Source organism: Vibrio sp. TRT 17S01, assembly GCF_050113695.1.
GTDB lineage: Bacteria > Pseudomonadota > Gammaproteobacteria > Enterobacterales > Vibrionaceae > Vibrio.
Genome location: NZ_JBNJOG010000002.1, coordinates 181,655 through 198,578, shown reverse-complemented (window position 1 = coordinate 198,578; position 16,924 = coordinate 181,655). Strand labels below are relative to the sequence as shown.

Annotated in this window: 14 protein-coding genes and 1 other RNA gene; 5 read left to right on the top strand and 10 right to left on the bottom strand. The window is 43.0% G+C overall.

From position 1 onward, the window contains the following. Positions 1-143 precede the first annotated feature (143 nt). The 7 genes from ACQEXS_RS04205 to smpB all read right to left on the bottom strand — a co-directional run bounded on the left by ACQEXS_RS04205 (position 144) and on the right by smpB (position 8,186). A complete protein-coding gene (locus tag ACQEXS_RS04205) occupies positions 144-1,466 on the bottom strand; it encodes a restriction endonuclease subunit S (protein ID WP_427012935.1) in 1,323 nt (440 codons plus the stop codon). Positions 1,467-1,478: 12 nt separating this feature from the next. Next, positions 1,479-3,023: a type I restriction-modification system subunit M gene (locus tag ACQEXS_RS04200; RefSeq protein WP_427012934.1), complete on the bottom strand. Its 1,545-nt coding sequence runs from the start codon at positions 3,021-3,023 to the stop codon at positions 1,479-1,481. A 284-nt stretch (positions 3,024-3,307) separates the two neighbouring features. Next, positions 3,308-4,333 carry a hypothetical protein gene (locus ACQEXS_RS04195; protein ID WP_427012933.1) on the bottom strand — a complete coding sequence of 342 codons (1,026 nt, stop codon included), beginning with the start codon at positions 4,331-4,333 and terminating at the stop codon, positions 3,308-3,310. Between the two features lie 119 nt (positions 4,334-4,452). After that, positions 4,453-5,616: a site-specific integrase gene (locus ACQEXS_RS04190; protein ID WP_427012932.1), complete on the bottom strand. Its 1,164-nt coding sequence runs from the start codon at positions 5,614-5,616 to the stop codon at positions 4,453-4,455. A gap of 261 nt (positions 5,617-5,877) precedes the next feature. After that, a complete protein-coding gene (locus ACQEXS_RS04185) occupies positions 5,878-7,170 on the bottom strand; it encodes a tyrosine-type recombinase/integrase (RefSeq protein WP_427012931.1) in 1,293 nt (430 codons plus the stop codon). A gap of 96 nt (positions 7,171-7,266) precedes the next feature. Continuing rightward, positions 7,267-7,633: a transfer-messenger RNA gene (gene ssrA / locus ACQEXS_RS04180) on the bottom strand. Positions 7,634-7,700: 67 nt separating this feature from the next. After that, positions 7,701-8,186: an SsrA-binding protein SmpB gene (gene smpB, locus ACQEXS_RS04175; RefSeq protein WP_009603245.1), complete on the bottom strand. Its 486-nt coding sequence runs from the start codon at positions 8,184-8,186 to the stop codon at positions 7,701-7,703. 118 nt (positions 8,187-8,304) lie between these two features. Here smpB and ACQEXS_RS04170 point away from each other — a divergent pair, with 118 nt between their 5' ends. Next, positions 8,305-8,736, top strand: coding sequence for an SRPBCC family protein (locus ACQEXS_RS04170; RefSeq protein ID WP_367987093.1), 432 nt, complete (start codon positions 8,305-8,307; stop codon positions 8,734-8,736). Next, positions 8,736-9,095, top strand: a complete 360-nt coding sequence (locus tag ACQEXS_RS04165; protein ID WP_427010026.1) for an RnfH family protein — start codon at positions 8,736-8,738, stop codon at positions 9,093-9,095. Before ACQEXS_RS04170 ends, ACQEXS_RS04165 begins: the two co-directional genes overlap by 1 nt. Before the next feature lie 64 nt (positions 9,096-9,159). Here ACQEXS_RS04165 and bamE read toward each other — a convergent pair whose 3' ends face one another. The 3 genes from bamE to nadK all read right to left on the bottom strand — a co-directional run bounded on the left by bamE (position 9,160) and on the right by nadK (position 12,415). Then, positions 9,160-9,519 carry an outer membrane protein assembly factor BamE gene (bamE, locus tag ACQEXS_RS04160; protein WP_427010027.1) on the bottom strand — a complete coding sequence of 120 codons (360 nt, stop codon included), beginning with the start codon at positions 9,517-9,519 and terminating at the stop codon, positions 9,160-9,162. Positions 9,520-9,689: 170 nt separating this feature from the next. After that, complete coding sequence (gene recN / locus ACQEXS_RS04155) at positions 9,690-11,354, bottom strand: DNA repair protein RecN (RefSeq protein ID WP_427012930.1); 1,665 nt, start codon at positions 11,352-11,354, stop codon at positions 9,690-9,692. A gap of 176 nt (positions 11,355-11,530) precedes the next feature. Beyond that, positions 11,531-12,415 carry an NAD(+) kinase gene (gene nadK, locus ACQEXS_RS04150; RefSeq protein WP_367987089.1) on the bottom strand — a complete coding sequence of 295 codons (885 nt, stop codon included), beginning with the start codon at positions 12,413-12,415 and terminating at the stop codon, positions 11,531-11,533. A gap of 143 nt (positions 12,416-12,558) precedes the next feature. Between nadK and grpE the strand changes: the two genes are divergently transcribed. The 3 genes from grpE to dnaJ all read left to right on the top strand — a co-directional run bounded on the left by grpE (position 12,559) and on the right by dnaJ (position 16,883). Continuing rightward, a complete protein-coding gene (gene grpE, locus ACQEXS_RS04145) occupies positions 12,559-13,170 on the top strand; it encodes a nucleotide exchange factor GrpE (protein WP_367989202.1) in 612 nt (203 codons plus the stop codon). A 458-nt stretch (positions 13,171-13,628) separates the two neighbouring features. Further along, positions 13,629-15,539, top strand: coding sequence for a molecular chaperone DnaK (gene dnaK, locus ACQEXS_RS04140; RefSeq protein ID WP_427010029.1), 1,911 nt, complete (start codon positions 13,629-13,631; stop codon positions 15,537-15,539). A 198-nt stretch (positions 15,540-15,737) separates the two neighbouring features. Next, positions 15,738-16,883: a molecular chaperone DnaJ gene (gene dnaJ, locus ACQEXS_RS04135; RefSeq protein WP_427012929.1), complete on the top strand. Its 1,146-nt coding sequence runs from the start codon at positions 15,738-15,740 to the stop codon at positions 16,881-16,883. The last annotated feature ends 41 nt before the right edge of the window (positions 16,884-16,924 follow it).

The following is a 16,924-nucleotide window of genomic DNA, read 5'->3' as shown; positions in this document are numbered from 1 at the left end:
GACGTTATTTCCGCAGCATTTAACAAAGCGATTGGGACGAGTACAAGGCGGCAAGTTTATGAGACCCTCTGAGCATAGTTCGCTATGTGATGAGGGCTAATAAACGCAGCTAACGCCGTAATCGTTCCAATCGAGCAGTTAAATTAAACGAACATTTGCTGTAATAACCCCTTCTTCCACTCTTTGGCTTTCTCAAGCTCAGAGTTGGTTAAGTCGACTTTCTGGTCGATAGCGGATAGGAAGTTTGCGATTTTGATTTGTTCCTCTAAAGAAGGTATGAGGAATCTAATATCTTTAATATCTTCTTGCCCTATCGTTGTCATTGTACTTTGCTTACCTCTTGATATTAGAGACTTTCTTGATGAGTGGCTTCGTAAGTAGTTTGCAAAATAGTATGGCGAAATCATGTCCAGCTTAGGGCTAAACTTTATTAAATGACCATCATATGTAATATCATTATCGTTGGATAAATTCACATTGCTGTAGGCAATGCCGCTCGGTACGAGTGAAGAGCGAGTAAAGAAAATATCGCCATATTTCACTTGATTGTTCGAAAATTCTTTTTCACTTAAATCAAGAAGTGATAATGCTGAAGTGTCAATAAAATTCCCTGAATACATATCTTTTACATTTATCAATCGATAGCCTTTGCCGATTCTCTTAGGGTCATTAAACACACCATTTGAGAAGCGTTGAGCTGCCAATTCAATCAATGCCTTCTCTTCCCAATCAGGAAACTCGCTACCGTCATCCGCTTTAAAGCGCAGTGACGGTGGGATAAAGGTTAGCTGCCTATCTTGCTTTTCCCACTTACCATCGAATAACTGCTGCATAACACCTTTTTTGTACTCGGTGAGCTTGTCTTTTTTCTCTCTGAGTAGTGCGATCTTCTCATCGACCTTTGACAGGAACGAGGCGATTTTTTGCTGTTCTGAGATGGAAGTGGTCGAAACTCGATATTCAAATAGATCTACAACTGTAATGTTGGATTGATTTGCATTCCCTCTTTGGATGTTTGTTATATGATTAATGTATCGAGGAGTATTTAATTGACTAAATATAAACTTAGGTGATTGCTCACCTTTTGTTCTCATTATCAACAAGTTTTGATTCAAATAGCCATGAGCGTTGTTGATGTAGATAGCTCTTCCAACCGCAGACTCTCTCAACTCAGGTTTTGAACCAACAGTGGTAATCAATACGTCGTCGTCTTGAAGTTTGTACTTAGTTGAGGACGCCACCAGCTCTGGTGGAAGGAAAACTTTCTGATTATCGAGCTTTACTGACGCAGAAGACAGGTCTGACACTCGAATTAGTCTCGAATCAGCTTGTCCGCTGCTAAGGTAGTCTTCCGATTTAAACGCAAAGCCTTTCAAGTATGAGGTTACTTCACCAAGTGGTATCGGCTTCCATTGAGTATCAAACTCACCAAACCTCAACTTAGGCACATTCATTTGTTCAGTCATTTTCTACCTACCTTAGAATGGTGCCTTGATGTTGAGCTGAGAGCAAAAGTCAGTAATATCAGCGTCCACTGAGTTCATCTTCGTTTCTAGCTCTGCAAGGTCAGTCGCTACTGCATTCAAGTCAATAGGCTCTTCCTCTTCAAAGGTATCGACATATCGAGGAATGTTAAGGTTGTAGTCGTTCTCTTCAACCTCGGTAAGCTTGGCGACGTGGGCAAACTTTTCGACGGATTCACGTTTACTGTAAGCTTCTACAATGCGATCAACATCTTCATTACGCATAAAGTTCTGCGCTTTACCTTTTTCGAAGTGGTTAGAAGCGTCGATAAACAGCACGTTGTCATCATTCTTGCGGTTCTTTTTGAATACCAAGATACAAGTTGGAATGCTTGTACCGAAGAAGATGCCCGCAGGTAATCCAATCACGGCATCTAGGTAGTTCTTTTTCTCGATAAGGTGCTTACGGATATGACCTTCTGCCGCACCACGGAATAGAATACCGTGAGGAACAACCACCGCTAATGTGCCCGTTTCATTCAATTGGTGGATCATATGCAGAACAAAAGCAAAATCAGCTTTCGATTTAGGGGCAAGTTTACCGTAATCAGCGAAGCGCTCACTGTTTAAGTGTAGTTCGTTAGCACTCCAGTTGGCGGAAAACGGAGGGTTAGCTACTACCGCATCAAAACGTTGCTCTAGGTGCATTGGGTGCTCTAGGGTGTCATCGTTTTTGATATCAAACTTATCGTAACGCACACCGTGCATCAGCATGTTCATACGAGCTAGGTTATAAGTGCTTGGGTTTTGCTCCTGACCACAGAATTCAAGATTATGACTACCTACCTCACGAGCAACACGCAGTAGCAATGAGCCTGAACCACAAGTAGGGTCATATACCGATTTCACATTCCCATCTAGGCTAACAAGTTTAGCGAGGATCTTACTGACCTGTTGCGGGGTATAGAACTCTCCCGCCTTTTTACCCGCACCCGAGGCAAACTGACCGATGAGGTATTCGTAGGCATCACCCAGCAAATCAATCTCGGTATTTTCTAGGTGGAAGTCGATGTTATCTAGGTGAACCAAAACCTGACTGATTAGCTTGTTACGTGCGTCTGGGTTTTTACCTAACTTGCTTGAGTTAAGGTCTAACTCTTCAAACAAACCGTTGAAGTCATCAGCAGAATCCGCTGCTGTGGTGGATTGTTCAATGTCAGCAAGCGTGCGATCAAGCTCGTCAATAATGAACTCTTGTTTCTTACCACGCCCTGCTAGGCTTGAGAAAAGCTGTTTAGGCGCAATAAAGTAACCAAGGTTCTCGACACACTCTTCACGAAGATCATTGAGCAGCTCTTTATCATCAGCGGCGCCAACAAAAGTAATACCATCTTCGGCAAGCAGCTCATCACAGTAGCGGTTTAGTTTGTCTGATAGATACTTGTAGAAGATCAGCCCCAGAATGTAATCACGAAAGTCGTCTGCCGACATATTGCCACGTAGTGTGTTGGCGATGTTCCAGAGCTGTTTTTGAAGTTCTTGTTGGTGTTGTTGAACCATTATGTGCCTATGGATTTGGTTATGATGTTAATTGCCCATATCTTACCCAAAGTCTAGTTTTTTGTCTTTTATTGCTTTGCATAATCACAGCGTAAAACTTTTTGGAACAGAGAGTTATAAGTAGTGGTGAGAGGTTGTTTGGAGTCGGGAAGTGGAAGGGAGGAAAGGAATGGTATTTTGGGAGAGAAGGTGAGCCAGTCTTTATCGCTGGCTCAAGCTCTAGGACATTCCGTTCTTTCAGTTTATTGAATAAACGTAAAAAACGGAATAAACGGATACAAAAGCTAGGCTTTAGTGATAAGAGAGTAGACTTTTTTACGCCCAGTTTTACCGCCCATCTTAAAATCAATGAGCTTGCCTGAAAGTTTATCAATGATTTCAATGCACTTGTCACGACCGTAGTCGGTATGTTTGACTAAATAGTCCCTTAGCTCGGTTTTGTCTGTTTCGGTATTGTTTAATAGTTTTGTAATGAGTGATACAGCATCTTGATACTGATTAATAAAGCTATTGAATTTGCTCTCTTCGTCACGTAAAAACTTCTCTTTAGAGTAGGTATCAGAGTCGACATTGTAGACAGAGTTAACCATGTCAACGTAAGACATACTCTCAGACTTATCATAGGCGTATGTGAGTTCTAATGCGTTATTGCCACGAAGCTTTTGGTTAGTGAGTTTGATGTACTTCGTTTGTTGTCCAGAGAGATCCATTTTTTCATCTTCAATGTTCATCATGTAGATACAGTCGACATCTTCCATAAGATCGGATGTTCCAGAGTAGACAAGGTTGTTATTCATATCTCGATTTTTGTTTGTATGGCCTAGACCGATAAATGTGCCACCTTTGAGAATGAATTCGCTTACTTTGATACCAAATGTACGCATGTTCTTTTTATCCATGGTATCGGCAAACTTTTTCAGTGTATCGACAATGATAACTACATTCTTTGCGTCATTATCGGCAGCCAATCCATCCAAAATACCAAGCAGTGAATGTGATTTGAAGCCGTTGTAGCCTGGGACGAGCGTGTGAACACCAATACTGGCTAAGATTTCGGTTTTCTCAATGATACCATTCTGAGAATCATCAGCATTGACGTAGAAGACAGATAAACCATGGAGGAGACCAGCGGAATGGGCTTGTTTTAGGTGATGGATTATTAGTAGTGTTTTACCGGCATTCGGTGGTGCGAACAGGATATTTGATTGCCCCTTAAGGATGAATCGATCAAAAACAAAGGAGCTTTCAGCTACTTCTTGTTTGATTTGCGCTAGGTCTTCGTTAATAGAAAAATTAGTAAGCAATTCCATCGTGTTTGTTTGATTATGATTGTTTTTCATTTTGGTCATATAACGGTTTAAGTTTGTCTATTTATGGAGACGCCTCCCCAATAATTTGGGGAGGGATAATTGAGGACTTAAATTAAGAGTTAAGCGGCAATTTTCTTCTGTGCATAAGGAAGTACAGAAGCTGTATGTGATGTATTGATCATGTTTACCACAGGAGCAAGAACTCTAGGGCTGTACTGCTCGCTGTAGGTATCAAACGACTCAGAATTATGTTTATGACCAACAATACATTCTATGATCTCTTTAGAAACACCTAACTGTTTCAGCTCATTTATAAATGTGTGCCGGAAAGAGTGTGCATCTAATCCTTTAGCTAAACCCAAGGAATCCCTGCGACGTTGAAACCACTTCGAAGCATTGTGTGAGTAGTACCCTTTAATAAGTGGTAGTTCGGGGAAGAGGCGACCTTTGCTCTTTGAGTTTACGAATGCTAAAAAGCCTTTTTTAATCAACTCATTATGAATAGGGATAAGCCTGATAGATGAACTATTTTTGACACTTTGCCCTTCAACGTTATCACAAATCTTCAGACACTGGACACCGTCTACTTGCAGGATGTCATCAATGGTTAGTTGGCAGATTTCGTTTAGCCTTGCTCCAGTGTAGCGGAGCAATAGCGGCACCCAATAGTAATAAGGGTGAAGGTAGCTATGTGATTTGTAGTCCTCCATGTTAAAAATGTCAGCAAGGTGTTGATCGGAAAAGCATAGGCGTTTCTTTCCACCTTTTTCACTCTTTTTTGGAAGTCGATAGAATACATTGTCCTTAACGTATCCATGAGCTTTGCTCCAGTTAAGAAAAGTAGAGAACTTTTCGATTATCCCTTTGACAGTTGTAAGGGAAAGGCATGGTTTAGGCTTTGGCAATACAGCATTTTTGAAGATTACGTCGTACCCTGTTAGTTCCGCAAATTCAGAGTGTTTCTTTGCGTTTTTGGGATAGTGGCTCAAGGCGTCTCGAACGTTTTCAGCGCCTGAACGATCAAGCTCGTTTAAGTCATCAAAGCCGATGAGGTGCAATACTCTCGTAAGAAGTTCATGATCTTGCTGGATGTTTTTTAGCTTAGATTTGCCGAGCTTGATACGTGAATCTGTGTAAGCATCTAGTAGTTCGACACCAGTTAGTGGTTCTAGTGTCTTGTGACTACGTTGCACTGGAATTTTAAGGTTGAGGATGGCTTCGAGATTTGCGTTATCGCTGAAATTGGAATGCAAGCTTTGTGCTACAGATGAGGATAAATTCATAATAGTTCCTAGTTATCAATTGCTTTTCAATCAATCTAAGAAGGTCTTTCATGCCCGTAAAGAAAAAAAACTAGCAACCTATCAATCACATACATATATACAGATTTAACTGCAACTTGTTTTTTAAGTTGTTGTTTTTAAATTGTTTATTTGGTTGTATTTGAGCGAGTTGCTGAAAAAGTGAGCGAGTGAATTTATTTTTTTGGGCGTGAAATCACGCCCAAAATTAAAGCCACATAACTGTTTAAGAGGTCGCTAGGGTCACTCAGTTGAATAGTTTTGCACCTTATCTAGGGGGCGGGGATCAATCAGGTTTACGACAGTCATCAGTTGCTCAATGTTCAGATCCTTCCCATATCGATCGTACGTAATGTTGTTTTGGGCATGACCGAGAATTGATCCAGCAGCAATATGGGACACCTGCTTCTGTTTAAGTTGAGTGGCAACGGTATGGCGGAACGAATGAAAGTCCTGACCTTTCTCAAAACCTAACCGAGTCTTGAACCTGCTGAACCATTTTGAAGCAGCACTGCCGAAACCATCCCTTGAGTCCCTAAGTTCCGGAAATAGTCGGTCATGTTGAACTGAGGTTACAAAATCAATAAACCCGATATCGATTAGTCGTTGATGGATTGGCACAATTCGGCGGCTAGTTAAGTTCTTCAGTTTTTGCCCCGTAAATCTATCATCAATTTGAAGTACCCAAATTCCTTCCTTTCTATATATATCTGCTTTGTAAAGCTGGCAGAGTTCATTGAGGCGGGCACCGGTAAAGTATCCAATCAATGGAAGCCAGTAGTAATAGGGGTGTATAAAATCTTTCTCGCAATGAACTGGAGTGCTGAACAGCTTATGTAAATCGGCAGAAGAGTACGCAGATTTTGCAGCGCTATCCTTTCGCTGTTTTTTAAACCTGATTGCTTTGAAGGGATTGATATCAGTCAGTTCATTGAGAACACACCATTCAAAAAAACCAGACATTTTTTGGCTGTAATCTTTGACAGATTCCTCGCTGAGTGTAGCCAACCCTAGCTCCTTGTTCAGTTTAATAGCCTGAGTACCAGATAGTCCGCTGAACTGGCGGTGCTTTTTAAGGTTTGTAGGGTAGAGGCGTAATAAATCGATAACTTGTTCGGCATCGGTTCGCCTAATGAACGCAAGCCGTTTTTTATTAAGTAGATCTAAAACTACGTTGCATTTCGCTTGCAGCATTACCACTGACTTGTCGGATAGGTGAGCACGCTTGTATTTAATGAATAGCTCTAGCGCATGTTGAGGTGTGCCGCTCGAGCGTTGTTTGGGTCTTTGCTCTGCAATAGAGGTCGGTGGCGTTTGAACCTCTAGTTTTTTATCTTTGCAACAAGGGGAAGGTGAAGTAAGGCTTTTTCGTATTTCTATCTCAAGCTGCAACGCATGAATCGTTGCAAGTTGTTTATCTGACGTTTTAAGTGAACGTTTGATTTCCCTGCGGCCATTGAATAGGTGTCGGTGCTCTGGGGGAATCTGAAAGCGAAACTGCCAAATGCCTGATTTTGAGATAGATAAATAGCGCATGCTTTAGTACCTAAATTTAGTACAAACAGCCTAACCCTAGATGTTTAAATACAAAAAGGGCGATAACTCAAAGAGTTACCGCCCTTTCCAAACGTTTGGTGGAGCTGGCGGGAGTTGAACCCGCGTCCAAAAACCATTCATCATTGGTACTACATGCTTAGTCGATCTTTAAATTCACCAAGTACCTGCGAACCGACACGCTAGTAAATGACTATCCTGAATTATAATTCGCCGTTCATCTCTCAGGCGGGAGAATCCGGGCTAGCGCGTTTGGGTTTGATCTCTCGTTGGTCCCCGTCTTACGTGCGGAAGCTAGGGCGAGAGAGCTCTGAGCAGGTTATTAAGCTGCTAGTGCGTAGTTTTCGTCGTTTGCGACTATTTTTTTGCGGCTTTTTACGTGGCCAACCGCCCCACGGCATGCACCTCAGACTGCAAAATTCCTGTCGAATCCTAAATCAGCCCCAAAGTGTTCTTCGCATAGTACCAGAAAAGTATAACCTGTCTAGACTTGTGCGTTTAAGTGCTCAATATTAGCGCAGTGAGCTCTTCATCACCCGTGCTTTCTCACGTGCCCAATCTTTTTCTTTAAGATCAGTACGTTTGTCATGCAGCTTTTTACCTTTGGCAACACCAATTTTCATCTTCACCCAAGAGCGTGACCAGTAAAGAGATAGCGCAGCCAGTGTCATACCTTCACGGTTGATGCGACCAAGCAGGTTATCGAGTTCTCGACGACTAAGCAGCAGCTTACGCACACGTGTTGGGTTTGCAACTACGTGTGTCGATGCCTGGTTTAATGGAGTAATGGTCATGCCACTCACAAAGGCTTCACCGTCACGCATAAAGACGTAGCTTTCCGCGATGTTAGCTTTACCCTGACGAAGTGACTTAACTTCCCAGCCTTGTAGCTCCATACCAGCTTCAATTTCATCGTCGATAAAATATTCGTGGCGAGCTTTCTTGTTAAGAGCGATGGTATTGCTACCCGCTTTTTGTTTCGATTTTTTCTTTGCCATAATGGCTGCATTATACGGCGCATAAAGGGCTTAGCAAATCCCTTTGTTTGCGCTCAGTGCAAATAAAAGTAAAATTGTGCCACACCTGAAGTTTGTGAATCAGGATTGAGGAGTATTTATGAAGCAAGTGAGCCGTTCTGCCTTAGTCTCTTTTAGTGCAGAGCAGATGTTCAATTTAGTCAATGATGTTGCCAGTTACCCCGAGTTTCTGCCAGGGTGCTCTGGTAGCCGTGTAATTGAGTCATCTGACAGCGGTATGGTTGCTTCGGTAGATGTTTCTAAAGCGGGCATAAGCAAAACGTTTACAACGTCAAATGAGCTGGTTAGCGGTGAAGCAATTTTAATGAATTTGGTTGATGGTCCGTTTAAAACCCTAAAGGGTGGCTGGTTTTTCACGGCATTAGATGATCAGGCTTGTAAAGTTGAATTGAAGCTGGAGTTTGAGTTTTCTAGCAAGATGATTGAAATGGCGTTTGGCAAAATTTTTAACGAGTTGACGAGCAATATGGTAAACGCGTTTACAAAACGCGCAAAAATGGTATATGCATAATGACGATTGAATCGGAAATGATCCACGTTGAGGTGGTGTATGCACTTCCACAGGAACAGAGAGTATTTACCTTGGTTGTGAACAATGCAATGACAGTGGAAGAGATCATTGAACAATCAGGTGTATTGTCGCTCTACCCTGAAATCGATTTAAAGGTAAATAAAGTCGGGGTATTTAGTCGCAATGTTAAGTTAAATGCAACAGTGCGAGACAAAGATCGAATTGAGATTTATCGTCCACTGCTTGCCGATCCAAAAGAGATTCGTCGTAAACGTGCAGAGCAAGCCAAATTGTCTGGCAACGCTGACCCTGTAACTGGAGGTAAGCAAAACCCGTTACGTAAAGCTGATGATGACTGAACACTAAATATAACAAAGGCTCGCAATTGCGAGCCTTTTTCATCAATACATCACTGGATATGGCTTAGTTGATCCCTTCAAAGAACTGCTCACTCGCAGTAAAATCCCCATTCACTTTCACGAGTTGACCTTGAGCGTTAAAGTTAACGATTAGGTTCTTCTGAATAGAGTCTTTGTGGCCTTCAGTGTGGTGATAAATGTAGTACCAAGTATCTGGGTAGCCGTTTTCAATGAGCATTGGTGAGCCCATCACGTAGCGAACTTGTTCTTTTGTCATGCCAAACTTTAGCTTGTCGACAGCGTCTTGCTCAACATAGTTACCCTGATTGATATCAATACGATAAACCAATTTTTCTAGCAGTGAGCACCCAGTTAGCATTGTCATTGCTAATGGTACTGCGATAAGCCATTTCTTTAATTGCATACTCAAATTCTTGTTACTAATAACGTCAAAACTCGGCTGATAATAAACAAGCGGGGCGATAAAGTAAAAAGTTCCCGCTGTTTTGAATTGTTTCAGACCATGATTTTTGAATTTGGTTGCAAAGTCGAGTCTAAAATCTTCATTAAAGGAACTTTCAGTTCACTATGGATTTAGGCTGCGAACAGCAGTTCACGCGCATTGGCAAGTGTGGAGTCTGTGATTTGACTGCCTCCAAGTAACCTTGCTAATTCACTTACGCGTTGGTCATCATTAAGCTTTTTCATCTGAGTTTCAGTTTTACCCGCTTTCGTTTGTTTCGCGACAAACAACTGCTGATGACCGCAGCCAGCAACTTGTGGTAAGTGAGTTACGCACAATACTTGTGTTGATTCGCCCAGTTTTCGTAGCATTTTTCCAACGACGGCTGCTGTTGGGCCACTGATACCAACATCCACTTCATCAAAAATAAGGCTTGGTGTGTCGACTTTCTGCGCAGTGATTACTTGAATCGCTAGAGAAATACGAGAAAGTTCCCCCCCTGAAGCCACTTTGGCAATTGGCTGCATGGGTTGACCTGGGTTGGTTGAGACCAAGAAGCAAACACTATCCAATCCTAATGGAGAAGGATGCTCGCTCTGTTTCTCGACTTCAATGCAGAATTTTGCCTTTTCCATGCTCAGTTCGTGCATGCTGGCTGAGATAAGCTTGTTGAGTTCTTTCGCGTAGCGGCTGCGTGATTTATGTAGTTTATCTGCAGAAGCAATAAAGTTTTGATACTGTTTTTCAACTTCTTGCTCAAGCTCTGCTAGTCGTTCATCAGAGCAATCCAACGCTTCAATTTGCTCAAGTAGACTTTGATGGTGCTGATATAACTCATCGGGTAAGACATTATGCTTGCGAGCAATGGCCATTAGCTTTGAGAAGCGTTCTTCTACGTAAACCATCCGAGCTGGATCAACATCAATGTTGTCGAGATAACTGCGCAGTTCGTTGTTGGCTTCTTCGATTTGGATAATTGCTTCTGAGAGCATATTTGGCAGCTCTGCTAGTACTGGGTCTAATTCTGATAATTGGATTAAGGTGTGATTGGCCGATTGCAAAACACCAAGCGCATTAACTTCTTCACCTTCGTATATAAGTTCGATGGCTTGTTGACAGCTAGAGGCGAGTTCACCGCTGTTAGAGAGGCGTTTGTGTTCTTGTTCGAGTTGTTCATATTCTTCCTCGCCCAGTGACAGCTCGTTGAGCTCTTTGATTTGATACTCCAGCAATTGCTTTTGCGCGAGATTGGCGGCGCTGTTTTCTTTAAGCTGCTTGAGGTTATTGTCTGCTTGTCGCCAAACCTGATAGGTGTTACGAGTGTTTTTAAGCAAATTGCTATGGCCAGCATATTGATCAAGCATGGCCATTTGGTATTCACTTTTCATCAACTGATGATGAGCATGCTGGCCATGAATATTAATTAATAACTGCCCCAACGACTTTAATTGAGAGAGAGGAACGGGACTGCCGTTAATGAAGGCTCGTGAACGGCCTTCTTTGTTGATGATGCGACGTAAAATACAATCGTTACCATCGAGTAAGTCATTGTCTTCCAGCCAACGCGTTGCGTGAATATTGTTATCTAACAAAAATGCGGCACTGACTTCTGTTTTTTCTTCGCCTTGGCGAACCATACTGGCTTCCGCTCTTCCTCCTAAGCACAAACCAAGAGCATCAATTGCTATCGATTTACCTGCGCCAGTTTCTCCCGTAATGGTGGTCATACCTTGTAGGAGTTCGAGTTGTAAAGACTTAACAATCGCAAAATTATTAACACTTAAATGAGCCAGCATTTTATGTACCTGTCTAAATGAACAATACTGTATAAGAAAACAGTATATACTGTTTCTTTATACAGTAAAGGTGAGTGTGAAAAATTTTGTGAGCAGAGTCAGGTTGTTTAAATATGAAGTGAATAAAAACAAAAAGGGCCAGCATGGTTGCCAGCCCTTAAAGTGTCTATTGCAAGTCAGAACAGTTTGCTTGACCATCCGAGTTTATTTCGGAGCACATGATAATAACTGTAGTCTTTGGGGTGGATCAGTTTGAGCACGTTAGGGCTTTGGTAAATATGGATCTCATCACCCGGAGAGACTGGAAGGGAGACTTGTCCATCACAGCTTACTTCTTGAGTTCCGCGGTTATCTGGTGAAACGATCAATTTAATTCTGCGTTTGCCGTCGACTACGATTGGTCGGCTTGAAAGCGTATGCGGGAACATAGGGACGATGGTGATCGCGTTGAGGCTTGGAGATAAAATTGGCCCACCTCCAGAAAGGGAATAAGCCGTAGAACCGGTTGGGGTTGAAACAATAATGCCATCAGAACGCTGTGAAAATGCAAAGCTATCGTCGATGTATACTTCGAACTCAATCATGTGAGCGATTTGTCCTGGGTGAAGGACGGCTTCATTCAGCGCGGCATTATGGCTTTTCACTTGGTCATGGCGGTGAATTTCTGTTTCGAGCAAAAAGCGCTCTTCTTCAAGAAAATTACCTGATAGTACGTCTAACAAAGCCGTTTGAAAGTCGTCGGGATCTAAGTCAGTTAGAAAGCCCAAGTTTCCTCGGTTGACACCGATGACCGAGATATCAAATCTTGAGAGAACTCGTGCAGCACCAAGCATATTACCGTCGCCACCAACAACGATACCAAGATCAGCACTGTGGCCAAGTTCGATTAAACTTGCAAAGCGATCGGCTGGAATATCGTCGAGTATTTCTTTGAGTCGGTCATCAATAAATACTTGATAGTTTTGTTCTGTTAACCAGGCATAAAGCTCTCGATGTGTTTGAATGGCTTGCTGATCACGTGGTTTGCCAATGATAGCGATCACTTCAAAAGGTTTTTTCATAGATTTTCCACACGAAATAGGCTTGAATCGGCAGTCTTCATCCCCATAATAATGGCAAGTTAGCTAAATATGCGAATTTTTATGTATCTAGGCCCAATAAACGTGAATGGCTATAGATATGCATGGAGTTGAATTCTGGAGATATCATGAGCGAAGAAAACAAAGTCAAAGAAGAAGAGCTACAACAGCAAGCTGAAACGACAGAGCAAGATGTCGAGGCTGTCGGTAGTGAGGCTGATATCGAATGGAACGAAGGTCTTGATGTTGAAATTGATGACCAAGAAAGCAAAATTGCTCAACTAGAAGCAGCATTGCTTTCTAGTGAAGCCAAAGTAAAAGATCAACAAGACGCAGTACTTCGTGCGAAAGCGGAAGTAGAGAACATGCGTCGTCGTACCGAGCAGGAAATCGACAAGGCACGCAAATACGCTTTAAATAAGTTTGCTGAAGAATTGCTGCCAGTAATCGATAACCTAGAGCGTGCGATTCAAGCTGCTGATACGGAAGCGGAAGTGGTTAAGCCGTTACTTGAAGGTGTTGAGCTAACGCACAAAACCTTTGTCGACACAGTGGCAAAGTTTGGTCTGAAAGAGATTAATCCTGAAGGTGAAACATTTAACCCAGAATTGCATCAAGCAATGTCTATCCAAGAAAGCCCTGATCACGAATCAAACACAGTTATGTTTGTGATGCAAAAAGGCTATGAGTTGAATGGCCGTGTTATTCGCCCAGCAATGGTGATGGTAGCGAAATAACCCGCATTACAAATGCATTGAAAGGGAGGCTTTGGCCTCCCTTTTCTTTTCTAAACGGGCTGTAAGGTATTACAAAGGTCGACGGATTGTTCTGAGAATATGTTCCGTGGTTTATCTCGTAAGGTGGGGCATGTGGTAGCGGATGTAGTTTTACAAAACCCGAAGATTAAGTAGATAACGCAGAAGTCATATCAGTAAAACCAGCACAAGCAAGTGCATAATTTGCAACTCATTCTCATTAAAAGCGAGGCTAAACGCTTCACTGGTTCTTTTCAGCGAAAAAAACACATTTTTTTTCACTTCCTCCCTTGAAAACCCATTTGCTGCCCTTATCTATGTGGCATAGATGAAGCAAACAACATTATTTTTGTTTGTGAGTAAGGGTTGAAACCCGATTCTACATCCCCACATAGGGGATATAGCAAAACGAAAATAGAAAATTATTCGGAGATAGCCTGATGGGTAAAATCATTGGTATTGACTTAGGTACTACTAACTCATGTGTTGCTGTACTAGACGGCGACAAACCACGCGTAATCGAAAACGCAGAAGGTGAGCGTACAACAGCATCGGTAATTGCATACACAGATGGTGAGACGCTAGTAGGTCAACCAGCGAAACGTCAAGCAGTTACAAACCCAACTAACACGCTATTTGCAATTAAGCGTTTAATCGGTCGTCGTTTTGAAGACGAAGAAGTACAACGCGATATCGAAATCATGCCTTTCAATATCGTGAAAGCAGACAATGGTGATGCTTGGGTTGAAGCGCAAGGCCAAAAAATGGCAGCTCCTCAGGTTTCTGCTGAAGTACTGAAGAAAATGAAGAAAACTGCTGAAGACTTCCTTGGTGAGGAAGTAACTGGCGCAGTTATCACAGTTCCTGCTTACTTTAACGATGCACAGCGTCAAGCGACTAAAGATGCCGGTCGTATTGCAGGTCTAGAAGTTAAACGTATCATCAACGAACCAACAGCGGCGGCTCTAGCATACGGTCTAGACAAGTCAGGCGGCGACCGCACTATCGCGGTATACGACCTTGGTGGTGGTACATTCGATATCTCTATCATCGAAATCGATGAAGTTGAAGGTGAGAAAACGTTCGAAGTTCTAGCAACTAACGGTGACACTCACCTAGGTGGTGAAGACTTCGATAACCGCATGATCAACTACCTAGTTGAAGAGTTTAAGAAAGAGCAAGGCATCGATCTTAAGAACGATCCTCTAGCAATGCAGCGTGTTAAAGAAGCAGCAGAAAAAGCGAAAATTGAGCTTTCTTCTACTACTCAAACAGACGTAAACCTACCTTACGTAACTGCGGATGCGACTGGTCCTAAGCACATGAACGTTAAAGTGACGCGTGCGAAACTAGAATCTCTAGTTGAAGACCTAGTACAACGTTCTCTTGAGCCACTAAAAGTTGCTCTAGCAGATGCTGACCTATCTGTAGGCGATATCACTGACGTTATCCTAGTAGGTGGTCAGACTCGTATGCCTATGGTTCAGGCAAAAGTTGCTGAGTTCTTCGGTAAAGAAGCTCGCCGCGACGTAAACCCTGATGAAGCAGTAGCAATGGGTGCTGCCGTTCAAGGTGGTGTACTAGCAGGTGATGTTAAAGATGTACTTCTACTAGACGTTACTCCACTGTCTCTAGGTATCGAGACTATGGGTGGCGTAATGACTAAACTTGTTGAGAAGAACACGACTATCCCAACGAAAGCGAACCAAGTTTTCTCTACAGCAGAAGACAACCAGAACGCGGTAACTATCCACGTTCTTCAAGGTGAGCGTAAGCAAGCGATGTATAACAAGTCTCTAGGTCAATTCAACCTAGAAGGCATCCAGCCTGCACCACGTGGCATGCCACAAATCGAGGTAACTTTCGACCTAGATGCGGACGGTATCCTACACGTATCTGCGAAAGACAAGCAGACTGGTAAAGAGCAGAAGATCACTATCCAAGCTTCTGGCGGTCTAAGCGATGAAGACATCGAGAAAATGGTTCAAGAAGCAGAAGCTAACAAAGAAGCGGACAAAAAGTTCGAAGAGCTAGCAACTGCACGTAACCAAGCTGACCAAATGATTCACGGTACTCGTAAGCAGATTGAAGAGGCGGGTGAAGCGCTTCCAGCTGACGAGAAAGAGAAGATTGAAGCCGCGATCTCTGAACTTGAAGAAGCTCGTAAGGGTGACGACAAAGAAGCGATTGATGCGAAAGTTCAAGCTTTGATGACAGCTGCTCAAAAGCTAATGGAAATCGCTCAGCAACAGGCGCAAGCACAACAAGGTGCTGAAGCGGGCGAACAACCTAAGCAAGAAGATGACGTTGTAGACGCTGAGTTCGAAGAAGTAAAAGAAGATAAGAAGTAATTCTTGATTCTTAAGCGATAGCTTATTTAGTTTGCGGGCGTTTGAGGTAACTCTTACGCCCGTATGTTTGTAATTAGGATGTCCTTCCAGATAAGCACTTTTACGTAAAGCTTTTATCTAGAATGATACAACCACCAAGCGGTATCACACACAGAGTGATTGAGCACCGTTTGCAGTACTATATTGGTGACGAAGAACATGTCAAAACGTGATTTTTACGAAGTATTAGGCGTGAGCCGCGATGCGTCTGAACGCGATATTAAGAAGGCTTATAAGCGCCTAGCGATGAAATTCCACCCAGACCGTAATCAGGGGGATGAAACTGCTGCGGATAAGTTTAAAGAAGTAAAAGAAGCGTACGAAATTCTACTCGATCCACAGAAAAAGGCGGCTTATGACCAATATGGTCACGCTGCGTTTGAACAAGGTGGTATGGGCGGCGGCGGCTTTGGTGGCGGCGGTGCAGATTTTGGTGACATCTTTGGTGACGTCTTTGGTGACATTTTCGGTGGTGGTCGCCGTGGCGGTGGCGGTGGTCATCGTGCCCAGCGTGGTGCTGATCTACGTTACAACATGGAACTAACGCTAGAAGAAGCGGTTCGTGGCATATCGAAAGAGATTGAAGTGCCAACATTGGTTCACTGTGATACGTGTGATGGCAGTGGTGCGAAGAAAGGCACTTCAGCAGAAACATGTGGTACCTGTCATGGTCATGGTCAAGTACAGATGCGTCAAGGTTTCTTTGCTGTGCAACAAACCTGTCCTACCTGTCATGGTAAAGGGAAGATCATTAAAGACCCATGTAACGTGTGTCATGGTCAAGGTCGTAAACAAAAGACCAAGACGCTTAACGTTAAGATCCCTGCAGGCGTGGATACTGGCGATCGCATTCGTCTATCTGGCGAAGGTGAAGCGGGTGAGATGGGGGCACCAGCTGGCGATCTATACGTACAAGTTCACGTAAAAGAACACCATATCTTCGAGCGTGATGGTAATAACCTGTACTGCGAAGTACCAGTAAGCTTTGCTATGGCTGCACTGGGTGGTGAAGTTGAGGTTCCTACTCTTGATGGTCGTGTAAATCTTAAAGTCCCAACTGAAACACAAACGGGTCGTATGTTCCGCATGCGTGGCAAGGGCGTGAAAGGTGTTCGTGGCGGCGGTGTTGGCGATTTGATTGTTAAACTAGTTGTTGAAACGCCAGTGAATCTGAGTTCGCGTCAGAAAGAGCTGCTAAAAGAGTTTGAAGAATCTTGTGGTGGCGAAGCTGCGACTAAGCACAAGCCAAAATCAGAAGGTTTCTTTAACGGTGTTAAGAAGTTTTTTGATGATCTAACCAGCTAATGCTGAGTTATTGAATTAAATAAAAGGCCTGCTAAATGCAG

Bases quoted from the DNA above. Each gene is read 5' to 3' on its own strand.
- ACQEXS_RS04205 (WP_427012935.1), bottom strand. From the start codon at position 1,466: ATGACTGAACAAATGAATGTGCCTAAGTTGAGGTTTGGTGAGTTTGAT.
- ACQEXS_RS04200 (WP_427012934.1), bottom strand. From the start codon at position 3,023: ATGGTTCAACAACACCAACAAGAACTTCAAAAACAGCTCTGGAACATC.
- ACQEXS_RS04195 (WP_427012933.1), bottom strand. From the start codon at position 4,333: ATGGAATTGCTTACTAATTTTTCTATTAACGAAGACCTAGCGCAAATC.
- ACQEXS_RS04190 (WP_427012932.1), bottom strand. From the start codon at position 5,616: ATGAATTTATCCTCATCTGTAGCACAAAGCTTGCATTCCAATTTCAGC.
- ACQEXS_RS04185 (WP_427012931.1), bottom strand. From the start codon at position 7,170: ATGCGCTATTTATCTATCTCAAAATCAGGCATTTGGCAGTTTCGCTTT.
- smpB (WP_009603245.1), bottom strand. From the start codon at position 8,186: ATGGCAAAGAAAAAATCGAAACAAAAAGCGGGTAGCAATACCATCGCT.
- ACQEXS_RS04170 (WP_367987093.1), top strand. From the start codon at position 8,305: ATGAAGCAAGTGAGCCGTTCTGCCTTAGTCTCTTTTAGTGCAGAGCAG.
- ACQEXS_RS04165 (WP_427010026.1), top strand. From the start codon at position 8,736: ATGACGATTGAATCGGAAATGATCCACGTTGAGGTGGTGTATGCACTT.
- bamE (WP_427010027.1), bottom strand. From the start codon at position 9,519: ATGCAATTAAAGAAATGGCTTATCGCAGTACCATTAGCAATGACAATG.
- recN (WP_427012930.1), bottom strand. From the start codon at position 11,354: ATGCTGGCTCATTTAAGTGTTAATAATTTTGCGATTGTTAAGTCTTTA.
- nadK (WP_367987089.1), bottom strand. From the start codon at position 12,415: ATGAAAAAACCTTTTGAAGTGATCGCTATCATTGGCAAACCACGTGAT.
- dnaK (WP_427010029.1), top strand. From the start codon at position 13,629: ATGGGTAAAATCATTGGTATTGACTTAGGTACTACTAACTCATGTGTT.
- dnaJ (WP_427012929.1), top strand. From the start codon at position 15,738: ATGTCAAAACGTGATTTTTACGAAGTATTAGGCGTGAGCCGCGATGCG.